At 61.2% G+C, this 15022-nt stretch carries 12 protein-coding genes; 6 read left to right on the top strand and 6 right to left on the bottom strand.

Features of this window, described 5'->3' with window-relative positions:
• Window positions 1-5: 5 nt before the first annotated feature.
• The gene (gene acnB, locus ACU688_RS15145) at window positions 6-2615 is read right to left on the bottom strand and encodes a bifunctional aconitate hydratase 2/2-methylisocitrate dehydratase (protein WP_448185592.1); all 2610 of its coding nucleotides are present in this window, start codon (window positions 2613-2615) and stop codon (window positions 6-8) included.
• Window positions 2616-3012: 397 nt separating this feature from the next.
• Here acnB and ACU688_RS15140 point away from each other — a divergent pair, with 397 nt between their 5' ends.
• Window positions 3013-3483, top strand: coding sequence for a DUF1289 domain-containing protein (locus tag ACU688_RS15140; protein WP_448185396.1), 471 nt, complete (start codon window positions 3013-3015; stop codon window positions 3481-3483).
• 121 nt (window positions 3484-3604) lie between these two features.
• Here the strand turns inward: ACU688_RS15140 and ACU688_RS15135 are convergent, their stop codons facing one another.
• The gene (locus ACU688_RS15135; protein WP_448185395.1) at window positions 3605-4468 is read right to left on the bottom strand and encodes a universal stress protein; all 864 of its coding nucleotides are present in this window, start codon (window positions 4466-4468) and stop codon (window positions 3605-3607) included.
• Between the two features lie 152 nt (window positions 4469-4620).
• On the opposite strand from ACU688_RS15135, the gene ACU688_RS15130 reads away from it, so the two are divergent.
• The gene (locus ACU688_RS15130) at window positions 4621-5223 is read left to right on the top strand and encodes a MiaE family protein (protein ID WP_257783770.1); all 603 of its coding nucleotides are present in this window, start codon (window positions 4621-4623) and stop codon (window positions 5221-5223) included.
• Here the strand turns inward: ACU688_RS15130 and ACU688_RS15125 are convergent.
• Window positions 5179-6378, bottom strand: a complete 1200-nt coding sequence (locus ACU688_RS15125) for an MFS transporter (RefSeq protein WP_448185394.1) — start codon at window positions 6376-6378, stop codon at window positions 5179-5181. The genes ACU688_RS15130 and ACU688_RS15125 overlap by 45 nt on opposite strands.
• 156 nt (window positions 6379-6534) lie before the next feature.
• On the opposite strand from ACU688_RS15125, the gene ACU688_RS15120 reads away from it, so the two are divergent.
• Window positions 6535-7242: a winged helix-turn-helix domain-containing protein gene (locus ACU688_RS15120; protein WP_448185393.1), complete on the top strand. Its 708-nt coding sequence runs from the start codon at window positions 6535-6537 to the stop codon at window positions 7240-7242.
• Window positions 7243-8520, top strand: a complete 1278-nt coding sequence (locus tag ACU688_RS15115; RefSeq protein ID WP_448185392.1) for an ATP-binding protein — start codon at window positions 7243-7245, stop codon at window positions 8518-8520.
• A gap of 179 nt (window positions 8521-8699) precedes the next feature.
• Here ACU688_RS15115 and ACU688_RS15110 read toward each other — a convergent pair whose 3' ends face one another.
• The 3 genes from ACU688_RS15110 to ampC all read right to left on the bottom strand — a co-directional run bounded on the left by ACU688_RS15110 (window position 8700) and on the right by ampC (window position 12591).
• Window positions 8700-9491 (bottom strand): MipA/OmpV family protein, encoded by a 792-nt coding sequence (locus ACU688_RS15110; protein WP_448185391.1) that lies wholly within the window; start codon window positions 9489-9491, stop codon window positions 8700-8702.
• A 17-nt stretch (window positions 9492-9508) separates the two neighbouring features.
• Window positions 9509-11332 (bottom strand): serine hydrolase domain-containing protein, encoded by a 1824-nt coding sequence (locus ACU688_RS15105; RefSeq protein ID WP_448185390.1) that lies wholly within the window; start codon window positions 11330-11332, stop codon window positions 9509-9511.
• A gap of 107 nt (window positions 11333-11439) precedes the next feature.
• Window positions 11440-12591, bottom strand: a complete 1152-nt coding sequence (gene ampC, locus ACU688_RS15100; protein ID WP_448185389.1) for a class C beta-lactamase — start codon at window positions 12589-12591, stop codon at window positions 11440-11442.
• A 127-nt stretch (window positions 12592-12718) separates the two neighbouring features.
• Between ampC and ACU688_RS15095 the strand changes: the two genes are divergently transcribed.
• Together ACU688_RS15095 and ACU688_RS15090 are read left to right on the top strand one after the other, a co-directional pair.
• On the top strand, window positions 12719-13597 hold the full coding sequence (locus tag ACU688_RS15095) for a LysR family transcriptional regulator (protein WP_448185388.1): 879 nt from the start codon (window positions 12719-12721) through the stop codon (window positions 13595-13597).
• A gap of 73 nt (window positions 13598-13670) precedes the next feature.
• Window positions 13671-14855, top strand: a complete 1185-nt coding sequence (locus ACU688_RS15090; protein WP_448185387.1) for a DUF2252 family protein — start codon at window positions 13671-13673, stop codon at window positions 14853-14855.
• Window positions 14856-15022: the final 167 nt, after the last annotated feature.

Genomic DNA, 15022 nt, shown 5'->3' with positions numbered 1-15022 from the left:
ACATCTTAGGCTTGAATCACCGGGATGTTGGCGCTTGCTGCGATTTTACGGAACTCGGCGATCTGGTCGAAGTTCAGGTAGCGGTAAACGTCGCTGGCCATGGTGTCCAGTTTCGCTGCGTAACCCATGTACTCTTCGACGGTCGGCAGGCGACCCAGGGTGGAAGCGACTGCCGCCAGCTCAGCCGAAGCCAGGTAGACGTTCGCGCCGTCACCCAGACGGTTCGGGAAGTTACGGGTCGACGTCGACACAACGGTCGAATTCGGCTCAACACGTGCCTGGTTACCCATGCACAGCGAGCAGCCCGGCATTTCCATGCGCGCGCCAGCCTTGCCGTAGATGCCGTAGTAGCCTTCTTCGGTCAGTTGGTGAGCGTCCATCTTGGTCGGCGGCGACAGCCACAGACGGGTTGGCAGCTGACCCTTGACCTGTTCCAGCAGTTTACCGGCAGCGCGGAAGTGACCGATGTTGGTCATGCACGAACCGATGAACACTTCGTCGATCTTCTCGCCGGCAACGCTCGACAGCAGACGGGCATCGTCCGGGTCGTTTGGCGCGCAGAGGATAGGCTCGTTGATTTCCGACAGGTCGATCTCGATGATTTCGGCGTATTCCGCGTCGGCATCGGCTTCCATCAGCTCAGGGTTGGCAACCCAGGCTTCCATCGCTTGGGCGCGACGTTCCAGGGTACGCGGGTCACCGTAGCCTTCACCGATCATCCAGCGCAGCAGGGTGATGTTGGAGTTCAGGTACTCGGTAACGGATTCTTTCGACAGTTTGATGGTGCAACCGGCAGCCGAACGTTCAGCCGAGGCGTCGGACAGCTCGAAAGCTTGTTCCAGCGTCAGGTCGTTCAGGCCTTCGATTTCCAGGATGCGGCCGGAGAAGGCGTTCTTCTTGCCTTTCTTCTCTACAGTCAGCAGACCCGATTGGATCGCGTAGTAAGGAATGGCATGAACCAGGTCACGCAGGGTGATGCCAGGTTTCATTTTGCCTTTGAAGCGCACCAGGATCGATTCCGGCATGTCCAGTGGCATTACGCCAGTGGCTGCGGCGAACGCGACCAGGCCAGAACCGGCCGGGAACGAGATGCCCATCGGGAAACGGGTGTGGGAGTCACCACCGGTACCGACGGTGTCCGGCAGCAGCATGCGGTTCAGCCAGCTGTGGATGATGCCGTCGCCTGGACGCAGCGATACACCGCCACGGGTCATGATGAAGTCAGGCAGGGTGTGGTGGGTGGTCACGTCGATCGGCTTTGGATAGGCCGCGGTGTGGCAGAAGGACTGCATCACCAGATCGGTCGAGAAGCCCAGGCACGCCAGGTCTTTCAGTTCATCACGGGTCATTGGACCGGTGGTGTCCTGGGAACCCACGGTGGTCATCTTCGGCTCGCAGTAGGTGCCAGGACGAACGCCTTTGCCTTCTGGCAGGCCGCACGCCTTGCCGACCATTTTCTGTGCCAGGGTGAAGCCTTTGCCGGTGTCGACAGGCGCTTCAGGCAGCTTGAACAGGTCGGTAGGGCCCAGGCCCAGCTCGGCACGTGCCTTGTCGGTCAGGCCGCGACCGATGATCAGCGGGATACGACCGCCAGCGCGAACTTCGTCCAACAGCACCGGGGTCTTCATTTCGAAGGTGGTGATGACTTCGTCGGTGCCGTGCTTGCAGACCTTGCCAGCATGCGGGTACAGGTCGATCACGTCGCCCATGTGCATGTCGGAAACGTCGAATTCGATTGGCAGTGCGCCGGCATCTTCCATGGTGTTGTAGAAGATTGGAGCGATCTTGGTGCCGAAGCAGAAGCCGCCAGCGCGCTTGTTCGGTACGTAAGGGACGTCGTCGCCGAAGAACCACAGTACGGAGTTGGTCGCCGATTTACGCGACGAACCGGTACCGACCACGTCACCGACGTAGGCGATCGGGAAGCCTTGGCCGCGCATCTCTTCGATCTGCTTCATCGGGCCGGTCTTGCCTTGCTCGTCCGGCACGATGCCGTCGCGAGCCATTTTCAGCATGGCCAGGGCGTGCAGCGGGATGTCAGGACGGGACCAGGCATCTGGAGCAGGGGACAGGTCGTCGGTGTTGGTTTCGCCGGTAACCTTGAATACGCGCAGGCTGATCTTGTCGGCCAGGGTAGGGCGGTTGCTGAACCACTCGCCGTCAGCCCAGGACTGAATCACGGCTTTGGCGTGTTCGTTGCCGTTCTTGGCTTTCTCGGCCACGTCGTGGAACGCATCGAACATCAGCAGGGTGTGCTTGAGTTGGGCGGCGGCGACAGGTGCCAGCTCGGCATCGTCCAGCAGCTCGACCAGGGTCACGATGTTGTAGCCGCCTTGCATGGTGCCAAGCAGTTCAACAGCGCGTTTCTTGCTGATCAGGGGGGAAGTGGCTTCGCCCTTGGCCAGGGCAGACAGGAAACCGGCCTTGACGTAGGCAGCTTCGTCAACACCAGGTGGAATGCGGTTGGTGATCAGGTCAACGAGGAATTCTTCTTCGCCAGCCGGAGGATTTTTCAGCAGCTCGACCAGGCCTGCGGTTTGTTCGGCGTTAAGCGGCTGGGGAACAATACCCAGGGCTGCACGCTCTTCGATATGTTTGCGGTAGGCTTCAAGCACAGTTATTACCCTCATCAGTGGTCCCACGGGACGCTCATCCAGAAATGAACGGCACGCATGCGCTCGGGGGCTTTTTGGGCCGCAAAGCCAGCGCTGCCGGCATTCCTCACAGAAGCTGCTTTCAAAGTTTTACGCCTGCAGAACGGGGCTGATGAGGGTTGGCGAGGGCATTGACCTACCGAGTCATTGACCATCGCCAACACCGTTCTGAAGGAACGACTGTGCTCGTGACGCTTTGAAAACAGCTTCCAGCGGATTATTGGCGCCTTACAAGGCCGGATGATTCTACGGCAAAAAATTTCTAAAGGTAAGTTGCCTAACCAAGTTTGCAGGGTGATCAAGGTTAGACAAAGGGCTAACATGGCGCATTGTTTCGCTGATTTGCGTGTTGTTGCCCATGTCCAACCAAACCATCAAGACCCCCTGCGTAGGCCTGTGCTCCACGGTCTACGGCGATCTCGTGTGCCGTGGCTGCAAGCGTTTCCACCACGAAGTGATCCAGTGGAACGGCTATAACGAAGAAGAAAAACGTGCGGTCTGGCTGCGCCTGGAGCAACTGCTGGTGCAGGTGATGGCCGGTAAAGTGGAGGTTTTCGACCCCAAGACCCTGCGCGGGCAGCTGGAGCAGCGCAAGATTCGCTTCGTGCCGCACCAGTCGGAGTATTGCTGGGCGTACCAGTTGATTGCGCGGGGCGCGCGGGTGATCTCCAATCTGGAGGCCTATGGCATGGTGCTGTTACCGGAATTTCGCGACTGGGCCTTGCCTGATTTGCGCGATGCAATTGATCGGGAGTTTTTTATCCTGTCCGAGGCGCACTACCAGCGCTATATCGCCCCGGGGTTCCTCAGGGATGTGTTTTCCAACTGACGCCACAGTTCCCCTGTGGGAGCGGGCTTGCCCGCGATTACGGTGTCTCAGTCGAACATTTGCCAACTGATCCACCGCTATCGCGGGCAAGCCCGCTCCCACATTTTGATCCTCGTCGCCCTTAGGACTTGGCCGCCAGCTCTTCCAGGTGATCCATAAGGCTCGCTGGCTTGAGCACCAACACATCACTTTCCAACTGGTCCAGCACAACTTCCGCCGTATTGCCGATCAACGCGCCGGAAATGCCGGTACGCGCCACCGTGCCGATGATGGTGACGGCGGCATGATGCTTATGCGCCGCAAAGGGAATCAGCACGTCGGCGGGTCCTTCCTCGATGTGCAGCCTTGTGTTGTCGATATCAAACTCGGCCTGGAAGGCCCGGCACTGTTCCCGATAGCGCGCTTCGATGGTTTCTTTGAGCTGGAATGTCGGGTCCGCCGCCGACAGCATGGGCGAGGGGTGGGCGCTGATCACGTGCAGCTGGGCCTTGGCCAGGCTGGCGATGTCGAAGCCATGGCCGACGATTTCCGCGTGCAGCTCACGGTGCTCAGCGTCGGTATTGCCCACATCGATGGCCGCCAGGATCACCCCGCCAGCCCACGGCGTAGAAGTCTTGACCAGCAGCACGGCCGTCGGGCAATAGCGCAGCAACTTCCAATCCGCCGGCGTCAACAGCGCTTTTTTCAGCGGGCTGTCGGGAAAGTGTTGCTTGATCACCAGCCCACAGCCTTCGGCCTGCTGCACATCGATGATGGTTTCATGCAGGCTGGCATTCCACGCCTGTTCGGTGGTGACGCTGTAGCCGTCCTCCTGCAAGCCGGCCTTGAGCAGGCTCAACAGCGCCGAATGCTCATGCTTCTTGTCGCACACCAGCAAATGCAGATGCGCGCCAGTGACCCCGGCAATCAGCTTGGCGCGCTTAAGGGCCAGGCTTTCCGAATGTTCGGGCTCGATGACCACCAGGATGCTGCGGATGGCTTGCATGTTCGGGTTCTCCATGAAAAGGGGGGGCATGGAACAACTATAGTTGCTGCCCGGCGCACGTCATGTTGATGCACATCAAGGCCAGTGGCTGGTGGTCTGCGGCGTGGTCGGTATAATCGGAGCCCTTTTGTGATCCTTTGCCCGTGAGCCCGATGAACCTGCCCGAAATCCACGAATTCCTCGGTTGCCGCACCCCCGACGCCTGGGTCCAGGCTGCCTTGGCCGATCAGGAAACCCTGCTGATCGACCACAAGAATTGCGAATTCAAAGCCGCCAGCACCGCCCTGAGCCTGATCGCCAAGTACTACAGCCATGTCGACCTGATCAATATGATGTCGCGCCTGGCCCGAGAAGAACTGGTGCACCACGAACAAGTCATGCGCCTGATGAAAAAGCGCAAGGTCGAACTGCGCCAACTGAATGCCGGGCGCTACGCCTCGGGTTTGCGCAAAGTCGTGCGCACCCATGAGCCGGTCAAACTGGTGGACACGCTGGTGGTCGGCGCCTTTATCGAAGCGCGCAGTTGCGAGCGTTTCGAAGCGCTGGTGCCACATTTGGACGAAGAACTCGGCAAGTTCTACTTCGGCCTGCTGAAAAGCGAGGCGCGCCACTTCCAGGGCTACCTCAAGTTGGCCTACCAGTATGGCGACGCAAAAGACGTGCCCCTGGTGATCGAGCGGGTGCGGGCGGCCGAGCAGGAGTTGATCGAGTCACCCGACGTCGAGTTCCGCTTTCACAGTGGCGTGCCAGCCTGAGGCGACGGCCACGCCGATCAATGCGGTGATGCCTGCCAGCAGCAGGATCACCGCTTGTACGCCCAAAGGGGCGGCCAACACGGCAATCATCAGGCCCGCCAGCGGTTGCGGCAGGTTGTTGAGCAAGGTAATCACGCCCACGGTCTTGCCGAAGTCCTGCACCGGAATCACCTTTTGCCGCACGCTGCGCATGTACACGCTGTACATCTTGTCGAAGCCGATCACCAGCAAAAAGCCCAGGGAATAAAGCCATAGATTGGGGCTGATCGCCGTGATCAGTGCGCCCAGGGCAATCATTGCGTAGGAAAGCCCACCGAGGAGCCTCAAGGGCAGGGTGGCGCGCGCCAGGTAGAACAGAATGACGATGGTCACCAGTGCACCGGCTGCTTGCAGCAAGGCGTAGGCGTCTTTGCCTGCCCCGTAGAGGCCGGTGACCATGGCGGCGGACGTGGCCAGCGTGACGCCGATGATCAGGTTCACCCCCATCGTCAACGCAATCAGGCGTTTCAGCCCACTCAGGGTTTGGATATGCCCAAACGCTATCCGCAGCGGCTGCAGCCAGATATCCCGATGCTGCTCGAAAACGGCCGGGACTACCGTGCTGGAACGCTGCCACACGCGCATCGCCCCGTCCGCCAACACAAACAGCCCGGCAATCCCCAGCACCACCCAATGCCACGCCCAGACTTCCAGCATCAGCGCCGCCACCAGCGGCCCGAGCACCAGGCCGCTTTGGTCGGCGATCTGTGAATAGGACAGGGTCTTGGCATAGCTGTACTGCTGGAAGATGTGCGGCATCAGCACTTCCCGGGCCATGATGCCTTGGGTGGTCAACACCCCGCACACGGCCGACAGCAGCACGATCCAGTAGATGCCGTCGAACAGGCCGAATAGCGCCACTGCCAACACGCAGGCCAGTGCCCGATAGACCTGGCTGATATGCAGGATGCGTACGGGCGGGTACTTGTCACACAGCGCCCCGCACAGCGGAAACGCGAGAAATCGCGGCAACGATTCGACGAAAAACGCCAGCCCGGCCCAGGAAGCACTCCCGGTGGCCTGGAAGACAATCAACGGCACGATAAACAGCAGGACCTGATCCGCCAGCCGCGACAAGAACAGCGAGACAAAAAACGCCAGGTAATCCTTGCGCATACAACTCCCTGTGAATGGCGTTAAAGATTGCGGGCTATTTGTTAAAAAGTCTTAAAAGCATGAAGCTTGGTCGGACGGTGCTGGCCAGTTGCTTAAGTTGCCCAGCTTGCCACCTATAATGCCCGCACTTCAATCCGCGTCGCACACTGAGAACTTATGGAAAACCTGGGTCTGGGCAAGGTATTGCTCGTTGAAGACGACGAGAAACTGGCAGGGCTGATCGCACACTTTCTGTCGCAGCATGGCTTTGACGTGCGGGTGGTGCACCGGGGCGATGAAGCCTTGGCAGCGTTCCTGGATTTCAAACCGAAGATTGTCGTACTCGACCTGATGTTGCCGGGCCAGAGTGGCCTGCATGTGTGCCGGGGAATCCGCAACGTCTCTGACACACCCATTGTGATCCTTACCGCTAAAGAGGACGACCTGGATCATATCCTGGGCCTGGAGTCCGGCGCCGACGACTATGTGATCAAACCGATCAAACCGCCGGTATTGCTCGCGCGGTTGCGCGCCTTGCAGCGGCGCCAGGTGCCTGAGCCAACGGTGCGTGGCTCCCTTGAGTTCGGGCGATTGGCCATCGATCGCACTTGCCGGGTGGTCAGCCTGGGTGGGGAGAAGATCGATCTCACCACCATGGAGTTCGAATTATTGTGGTTGTTGGCCAGTCACTCGGGCACGATCCTGTCCCGCGATGACATCCTCAACCGCATGCGCGGCATTGCCTTTGACGGCCTCAATCGCAGCGTCGATGTGTACATCAGCAAGTTGCGCGGCAAGCTTAACGACAACCCCCGTGAGCCGGTGTGCATCAAGACCATCTGGGGCAAGGGTTACCTGTTCAATCCGTTTGCGTGGGAGGTCTAGATGCTGCGGCTGTTTTTGCGCTTGTATGTGATCCTGGCGCTGGGTCTGGCGGGAGCCATCTGGCTGGTCAACTACACCTTTGACGAGTTGCTGCCCGAAGCCAACGAAACCTATAACCGCGAAGCCATGCGCGGCCCGGCGTATGGCTTGGTGGAGCAATTGCGCCCAGTGCCGGAGGCGGGTCGGGCGGCGCGCCTGGCCGAGTTGCAAAGCCACTACGGCCTGCATCTTAAATTAGTGGCGCGTGATGAGCTGAAGCTGAGCTCGCGGGAACAGCAATTGCTCGCGGCCGGGCAATTGGTGGTGCGTGGCGACTTTATGGAGTTCATCGCCAACATCGACGGCGGCTCGCAACTGCTGGAAATCAAACTGCCGGAAGAACCCAAGTGGTTGTACCTGTGGGCCTATGGGTTCCTCGGCCTGTGCCTGGCCATCGTCCTGTATTTCTGGGTGCGCCCGCACTGGCGCGACCTGGAGCATATCCGCCTGGCCGCACAGCGTTTTGGCGACAACGATCTGGGCTCGCGCATCCTGCTGCCACGTCGCTCCACCGTGCGTGAGCTGGCTGGGCACTTCAACCAGATGGCCGAACGCATCGAGAGCCTGATCGCCAACCAGCGCGAACTGACCAACGCGGTCTCCCATGAGTTGCGCACGCCGATTGCGCGCCTGTCGTTCGAGCTCGACCAGCTCAAGCAACAGGCCGACCCGCGCTTGCGGGGCGAACTGATCACCGACATGTATGCCGACCTGGGCGAGTTGGAAGAAATGGTTTCCGAGCTGCTCACCTACGCCAGCCTGGAGCGCGGCGCGACCCAGGTCACCCGGGAAAGCATCGAGGCCCACAGCTGGCTCGACAGCGTGATCGGCAGCGTCGCGCTGGAGGCCGAGGCGGCGGGTGTGCAGTTGTCGTTGCGGACCTGCGAAGTGGACTTTATCCAGATCGAACCACGCTTTATGGCGCGGGCGGTGATCAACCTGCTGCGCAACGCCATCCGTTACGCCGAACGGCGTGTGGAAGTGTCGCTGGTCAAGTTCGGCCAGGGTTATGAAGTGCGCGTGTGCGATGACGGCCCGGGCGTGCCCGAGGAGGGGCGGGCGAAGATCTTCCAACCGTTCATGCGCCTGGACGCCAGCCGTGATCGCCGTACCGGCGGTTTCGGCCTTGGTTTGGCGCTGGTGCAGCGGGTTTCGCAGTGGCATGGCGGGCAGGTGGAAGTGTTGGATTCGGAGTGGGGCGGGGCGTCGTTTCGGATGACGTGGGCGTATGCCGAGTAACACCCTCTAGTAGTGTGAAGATCCACTGTGGGAGCGGGCTTGCTGTGGCGAGCAAGCTTGCTTGCGCTGGGGTGCGAAGCGCCCCTAAAAAGCGGGCTCCAGCTTCGCTGTCGAGCGGGAGCAAGCTCCCTCGCCACAGCAAGCCCGCTCCCACATTGTTTTTTCCAGCATGGCTCTCGTTAGAACGTGTATTCCAACACGCCCATCACCGACGTCTGCAAGCGTCGCTCCACAATCGGGCTCTTGCCCGCTTCATCCGCCAGGTACTGCACATCGAGCAAGGTAGAAAACTGAGTGTGCTCGCTGATCGGCACACTCCACACCAGGTTCATGCCATTGCTGATATTGCCTGCCCCAGCCTTGTATTCCTTGAACCGGCTCTTTGCCGCCTGGCCGGTGGTCACGCCGTACCAGGTCTGCAAATATTCGCGGTCGCCAAAGTGGCTGCTGAGGCTGGCGTCAACGGAACCGTAGCGACCTTCGTACAGATTGGTGCCCAGGCTCAATTCCAGGTGGTTGTAGGCCTTGCCGGTCTCTTTGTGGTCATCGTCCTTGAGCGCATGCTCCAGCGTCGCGCCGATGATCACTCCGCCGAGGTTGTAGCTGGCGTTCACGCCCACTTGCGCGCGTGACTTGATTTCGCCCATGCCTTTGAGGCGCTTGGAGCCGGCGTGCATGGATTCGTTTTTATCTTTGCGTGAGCCACTGGCGCCGACATATGTGCTGAAGCTGAAGGCATTGCCTTCGTAGCCCCAGCCCAGGCCTTTGTCGGAGTCGAGGAAAATCCCCCAGGGACTGACGATTTTGCCGCCCAGCAGTGGCCCGGTCATCCGCTCTTCGCTGCCGCTGTAGCGGGGTGCGTTGGCGACGCCAGCCTTGAGGCTGTATTGCCAGTCTTCGGCAGTGGCGGGCTGGGCTGCGGCAAGCAGGCACAGCGAGGACAGGGACAGGCATAGGTTTCTTGAGCGCATCAGGGTGTTCATCCGTATTAAAGGTTCAGGGGTGGGTGAGGCGAATGGGTGCGTTTGAAGGCGTAGCCCGAGGCGCTGAGGCCATTGATCTGGCGGCTTACGGTGTCGCCCAGGCCATAGCCGTTACCGGCCAGCACGGCGTGGGCGTTGTCGACGGGTAGCAGGATGTAGTCGGTGAGCGGCTCGTCGTGCAGTTGGCCGCGAATCACCAGGAAACCTTGCTCCAGGCGCACGCTGATACCGGTCAGCGGTGCGTCGGGTTCATGGGTGTTGAGGACTTGATAGGTGCCGATGGTGTCGGCCCATGCCTGGGGCAAGGGCGGCGGATCGATACGCTCGCCAATTGCGATACGTTGGCCGTGGCTGCGGGCGGTGAGCATTTGGCGGCCTTGCACGGTGACCATATCCAATTGCACGCGGCCCAGCTCGCCGAGGTCCTTGAACCACAGGCCGAGCACGCGTTTTTGCGCGCGCAACCAGCCTTGTTCGTCACGCAACAGCTCGAAGTCGAACCCTGCCAGTTCGCCGGACAAGCGATCCCGGTCATCGCGGATGCGCAGCACGCCCCAGGCTGTGGCATAGAAACCGGCCAGGCGCTTGCGATCGATGGCGGCCGGTACATGGCGCAGCTTCAGCCCGTGGCTGGGGGCTTCGCAGCCGTCGCCACACACTGTTTCTCCGGTTTGCGCCTGGAGCATCAGGCGCAGGGCGTCGATGGCCAGGCGGGCGACCAGGTCTTCGGCGTTGCTGTCGTTGGCCATGATGATCACCGCCAGTTGCTGGTCGGGCAGCAAGGTCAGTTGTGCAGCAAAATCATCACCGCCGCCGCTGTGCTGGTAAGTGCGCACGCCGGCGCCGACCGGTTCGTCGCCGCAAGGGGCGAGGAACCAGCCCAGGCCCATCTGGCAATCGAAGTCGAGGGCGTTGCCGGTGTTTTGTTGGGTGAACATGGCGTCGATGGAGCGCGCGCTCAGCAGTCGTTTGCCTTTGTACTGGCCCTGGGCAAAGAGCATGTTCACGTAGTGACTGAGGTCCTTCGGGCTGGCCCACAACCCCCCGGCGGCCAGGTCGCGCACCTGGGCATCGCTGCTGGCGCTGCCATCCTGATAGCCCATGGCGCGGTAGCCCGTTACCGCGCCGGTGCCGATAAAGCTCGACTGGTTCATCTCCAGGGGCTTGAGCACGCTGTATTGCAATTGGGCTTCAAAGCTTTTGCCGGTACTGCGCTCAATGGCGGCACCTACCAGCGCATAGCCGAGGTTGGAGTACGCCACTTGCGAGCCCGGCGGGCTGCTGAGCCATACGCCAGACATGCGCATTGGCATCAAGCCCATGGCGAAGGTGCTGTGGAGGTCGCGCAGGTGCTCGCTGGGCAGGCCGGACTGATGGCTCAGCAGGCGGCGCAAGGTGATATCGCGGTCTGCCGCGTCCTGGTCTGGATGAAACCGCGAGCGCACATGGAATTCGCTCAGGGTCTGCTGGATTGGCACATCCAGCCCCAGGCGCTGCTGCTCGACCAATTGCAGCGCCGCCGTGGCTGTGAGCAGTTTGGCGATGCCGCCAGCACGAAATGCGGTGTTGGGCGTTACCGGCACACCGTGGGCCTTGTCGGCCAGGCCAAAGCCACGGGCCCAGATCAGCTCCTGGCCGTTGACCAGGGCAATCGACAGCCCGGCGACATTCTGCCGGGCCATGTCCTGGGGGATGCGTGATTGCAGGTACCGCAGAATCGCGCCGTAGTCACCCTTTTGGATGCGCGGCGCGGCCGGCGGCTGCCCCTGGCAACCGACGCTGCCGAGCAGGCAACCCAGCAGCGCGATACTGCGCAGTGTGCGAAACATGAAGAGCACCCGGATGATGAATTGGATGCTCGAATGCTAGGGCTGCGGCGGTTGCCAGTCTTTGAGGGCTTTGTCGGGAAACTGTCAAAGACTGTGAATGGGCGGTATCAGTGCATGGCCTCCAGGATGGCGTGCGCGATCTTCACCCGCTCCCTGTTCGGGTAGTTCTTGTTCGCCAGAATCACCACGCCCATCCCCTTGCTTGGCACGTACGCTACGTACGCGCCAAACCCGCTGGTAGAACCGGTTTTGTTGACCAGCGTGTCGGCGTGGAGTGGTTGTGCGGGCGTGAGCCATTTGACTGGATGCGGTTCCATGGTCATTTGCGTCGAGTTGCCGTTGACCAGCGCATCGAGCGGGAGGGGGTAGGGGTACATTTCCCAGCCCAGGCCTTGGGTCATGCCGTTGACGGTGTAGTAGCCGGTATGGGTGGTGGTGATGGCTTGTTGCAACGGTTTTTCCAGGCGTGTCGGGTCCAGGTTGGCCTGTACGTATTGCAGCAGGTCCGAGGCGCTGCTCTTGATGCCGTAGGCTTCGCTGTCCATGGCGCCGGGGCTGACGCGCACGGGTTTGCCATCCTTGCCGTAGCCTTGGGCGTACAGGTTCATCTGGCTTTTGGGCACGGTGACAAAGGTGTGCTTGAGGCCCAGTTTCGGCAGCAGGGTCTTTTCCATTGCCTGGTCAAACGGTTGCTTCAAGCTTTGTGCCGCCAGGTAGCCGAACAGGCCCAGGCTCGGGTTGGAATACAAGCGGTGGGTACCGGGGGTGAAGGCCGGTGTCCAGTGCTGGAAGTAACTGATCATGCGCTGGGTATTGTCGGCCTCGCGCGGGAATTGCAAGGGCAAGCCCCCGGCGCTGTAGGTGCCGAGGTTGAGCACACTGATGTGCTCGAACGCGCTGTCGCGCAGCGCCGGCAGGTACTGGCTGGCCGGTGCCGAGAGCGTGAGTTGGCCCGTCGCGACGGCGTAGCCGGCGAGGGTGGCGGTTAAGGTTTTGCTCACCGAGCCGATCTCGAAGAGGGTGTTTTCGCTGACGGGCTGCCGGCCGTCCTGGTTGGCGACGCCGTAGTTAAAGTATTGCATCTTGCCATCCTGCAGGACGCCGACGACAAGGCCCGGAATAGACTGTTGTTGCATCAGCGGTTTGACGCTGGCGTCCACCACGGCGCGCAGGTCGGTGGCGGCAAGGCATTGGCCCGCGCCGAGAAGCAGGGCAATGGCACTGAAATTAAGCATTCCAAACCGGGCGTGTTGGGGCATGATGTCGCTTCCATGAGAGTGATCGATTGAGTGGCGCCTGCGCGGGCGCCGCCAATGTAGGCAGTTCGCAGGCGTTGGACAAACGATCATATTTCGCAGCAGCCATTAGAAAAATTTGGGCTACAGCATGCTTCGTTCCCATCTGCCCCTCAACGCCCTGCGTGCCTTCGAGGCCTCGGCCCGGCATTTGAACTTTACCCGTGCCGCCATCGAATTGTGCGTCACCCAGGCGGCGGTCAGCCACCAAGTGAAGAGCCTGGAGGCGCAGCTCAATGTCACCTTGTTCAAGCGCCTGCCACGGGGCTTGATGCTGACCAGCGAAGGCGAAACCCTGCTGCCAGTGGTGCGTGAATCCTTTGATCGCATCGCCCAGACCCTCAGCCAGTTCGAAGGCGGGCATTACCGCGAAGTGCTCACGGTGGGCGCGGTTGGCACCTTCGCCGTGGGCTGGTTGCTGCCGCGCCTGCCCGACTTTCACGCGCGTTACCCGTTTATCGACTTGCGCCTGTCCACCCATAACAACCGTGTGGACGTGGCCGCCGAAGGCCTGGATTACGCGGTCCGTTTCGGTGCCGGCGCCTGGCACGGCACCGACGCCTGCCAACTGCTGGAAGCGCCGCTGACTGTGCTGTGTGTGCCGCACCTCGCCGAGCAACTGCGCACGCCGGCCGATCTGCTCAAGCACACCTTGCTGCGCTCCTACCGGGCCGATGAGTGGAGCCTGTGGTTCCAGGCTGCCGGCTTACCCGCTGACACGTTGGTGCCGCGCAGCATTGTGTTCGACTCGTCCCTGGCGATGATGGAATCGGCCCTGCAAGGCATCGGTGTAGCCCTGGCGCCGGCGCTGATGTTTTCGCGCCAGCTGCAAAGCGATGCCATCCGCCAACCCTTCGACATCGGCATCAGCACCGGCAGTTACTGGCTGACCCGTTTGCAATCGCGGGCCGAAACCCCGGCGATGCTGGCGTTCAAGGGCTGGTTGAAGGCGGTCGCGGGGCCGCACTGATTTTTTATTCCAGAAACAAAATGAAACATTCATCGCGGGCTACCCTCTGCCGTACCCCGTACCGAGTGCATTCATGAAAAGTCCGCGCCCCTCCAACCGCATACCCCACCTCACGCAACTGCGTAACTTGAAAATGGCCCGTTCTGCCCACGCCTACGTGCGTGGCAGCACTGTGCAGTTTTATGAATGGCTGCACAGCCTGCCCGGTCGGCGCTTACCCCACGGGCCGGCGATCTGGATCTGCGGCGATTGCCACGCCGGCAACCTGGGCCCGACCGGTGACAACAAGGGCCGCATCGATATGCATATCCGCGACCTTGACCAGGCTGTGATCGGCAACCCGGCCCATGACCTCGTGCGCCTGGCCTTGTCCCTGGCCACCGCCGCCCGAGGTTCGGACTTACCCGGCGTGACCACTGCGCGCATGCTCGAAGAAATGATGGTGGGCTACGCCCAGGCGTTCAAGGACAAACCCGACGCCACGCCGCCACGCCCGTCCCAGGTCAAGGCCGGCATGCGCAGCGCGGTGGAACGTACGTGGAAAAGCCTGGCGCGTGAACGCATCGACAGCGCGCGGCCGACCATTCCGCTGGGCAAGCACTTCTGGTCGTTGTCGCGGGCGGAAAAGAGCGCGCTGGAAACCGTCTGTGCCTCGGATGAAATCCACCAACTGGTCACGTCCCTCAAGGGCCGGCCCAAGGATGCCAAGGTGCAGTTGCTGGACTCGGCGTACTGGGTCAAGGGTTGCAGTTCCCTGGGCTTGCTGCGATATGCCGTGTTGCTGGGGGTAGGCGACAAGGAGGACGAAGAATATTGCCTGATCGATATAAAGGAGGCCGTCGGCGCTGCCGCGCCGCGTGCCGCCCGCGCAAAAATGCCCCGCGACAACGGCCGGCGCGTGGTGGAGGGCGCCCGCCAGCTCTCACCCGGCCTGGGTGAGCGCATGGTGGCGACACGGTTTTTGGACCACGGTTTTTTCATCCGCGAACTGTTGCCCCAGGACATGAAGCTGGAGCTGGATGAGCTGAGCGAGATTGACGCGATGCACGCTGCCGGTTACCTGGCTCGCGTAGTGGGGATCGCCCACGCCCGGCAGATGGATCGGGACGCACGCAAGGACTGGATGGCCGTGCTACAGGAGAATCGCTCCAAGCAGTTGGACGCGCCGTCCTGGCTGTGGACCAGCGTGGTGCAACTGGTGGGCAGCCATGAGCAGGGCTATCTCAACCATTGCCGGCGGTATGCGCTGGAACACTAACCCGGAAAACACTGAGGATTAACGATAGAACTTGGCTTGTGTGGGAGCTGGCTTGCCTGCGAAAGCGGTGGCACAGGCGACATCTCCACCCGCAGTGACGCCGCCTTCGTAGCCTCGCTAAAGCTCGACAACTCCCACATTTTGCTTTGTGAACCCGCTCCAATGTG

This window comes from Pseudomonas acericola (SeqCode), from assembly GCF_053456465.1.
This window is presented reverse-complemented; position numbering and strand designations above follow the sequence as displayed.

Coding starts and splice junctions, on each gene's coding strand:
- ACU688_RS15140 (WP_448185396.1), top strand. CDS start 3,013: ATGTCCAACCAAACCATCAAGACCCCCTGCGTAGGCCTGTGCTCCACG.
- ACU688_RS15135 (WP_448185395.1), bottom strand. CDS start 4,468: ATGCAAGCCATCCGCAGCATCCTGGTGGTCATCGAGCCCGAACATTCG.
- ACU688_RS15130 (WP_257783770.1), top strand. CDS start 4,621: ATGAACCTGCCCGAAATCCACGAATTCCTCGGTTGCCGCACCCCCGAC.
- ACU688_RS15125 (WP_448185394.1), bottom strand. CDS start 6,378: ATGCGCAAGGATTACCTGGCGTTTTTTGTCTCGCTGTTCTTGTCGCGG.
- ACU688_RS15120 (WP_448185393.1), top strand. CDS start 6,535: ATGGAAAACCTGGGTCTGGGCAAGGTATTGCTCGTTGAAGACGACGAG.
- ACU688_RS15115 (WP_448185392.1), top strand. CDS start 7,243: ATGCTGCGGCTGTTTTTGCGCTTGTATGTGATCCTGGCGCTGGGTCTG.
- ACU688_RS15110 (WP_448185391.1), bottom strand. CDS start 9,491: ATGCGCTCAAGAAACCTATGCCTGTCCCTGTCCTCGCTGTGCCTGCTT.
- ACU688_RS15105 (WP_448185390.1), bottom strand. CDS start 11,332: ATGTTTCGCACACTGCGCAGTATCGCGCTGCTGGGTTGCCTGCTCGGC.
- ampC (WP_448185389.1), bottom strand. CDS start 12,591: ATGCCCCAACACGCCCGGTTTGGAATGCTTAATTTCAGTGCCATTGCC.
- ACU688_RS15095 (WP_448185388.1), top strand. CDS start 12,719: ATGCTTCGTTCCCATCTGCCCCTCAACGCCCTGCGTGCCTTCGAGGCC.
- ACU688_RS15090 (WP_448185387.1), top strand. CDS start 13,671: ATGAAAAGTCCGCGCCCCTCCAACCGCATACCCCACCTCACGCAACTG.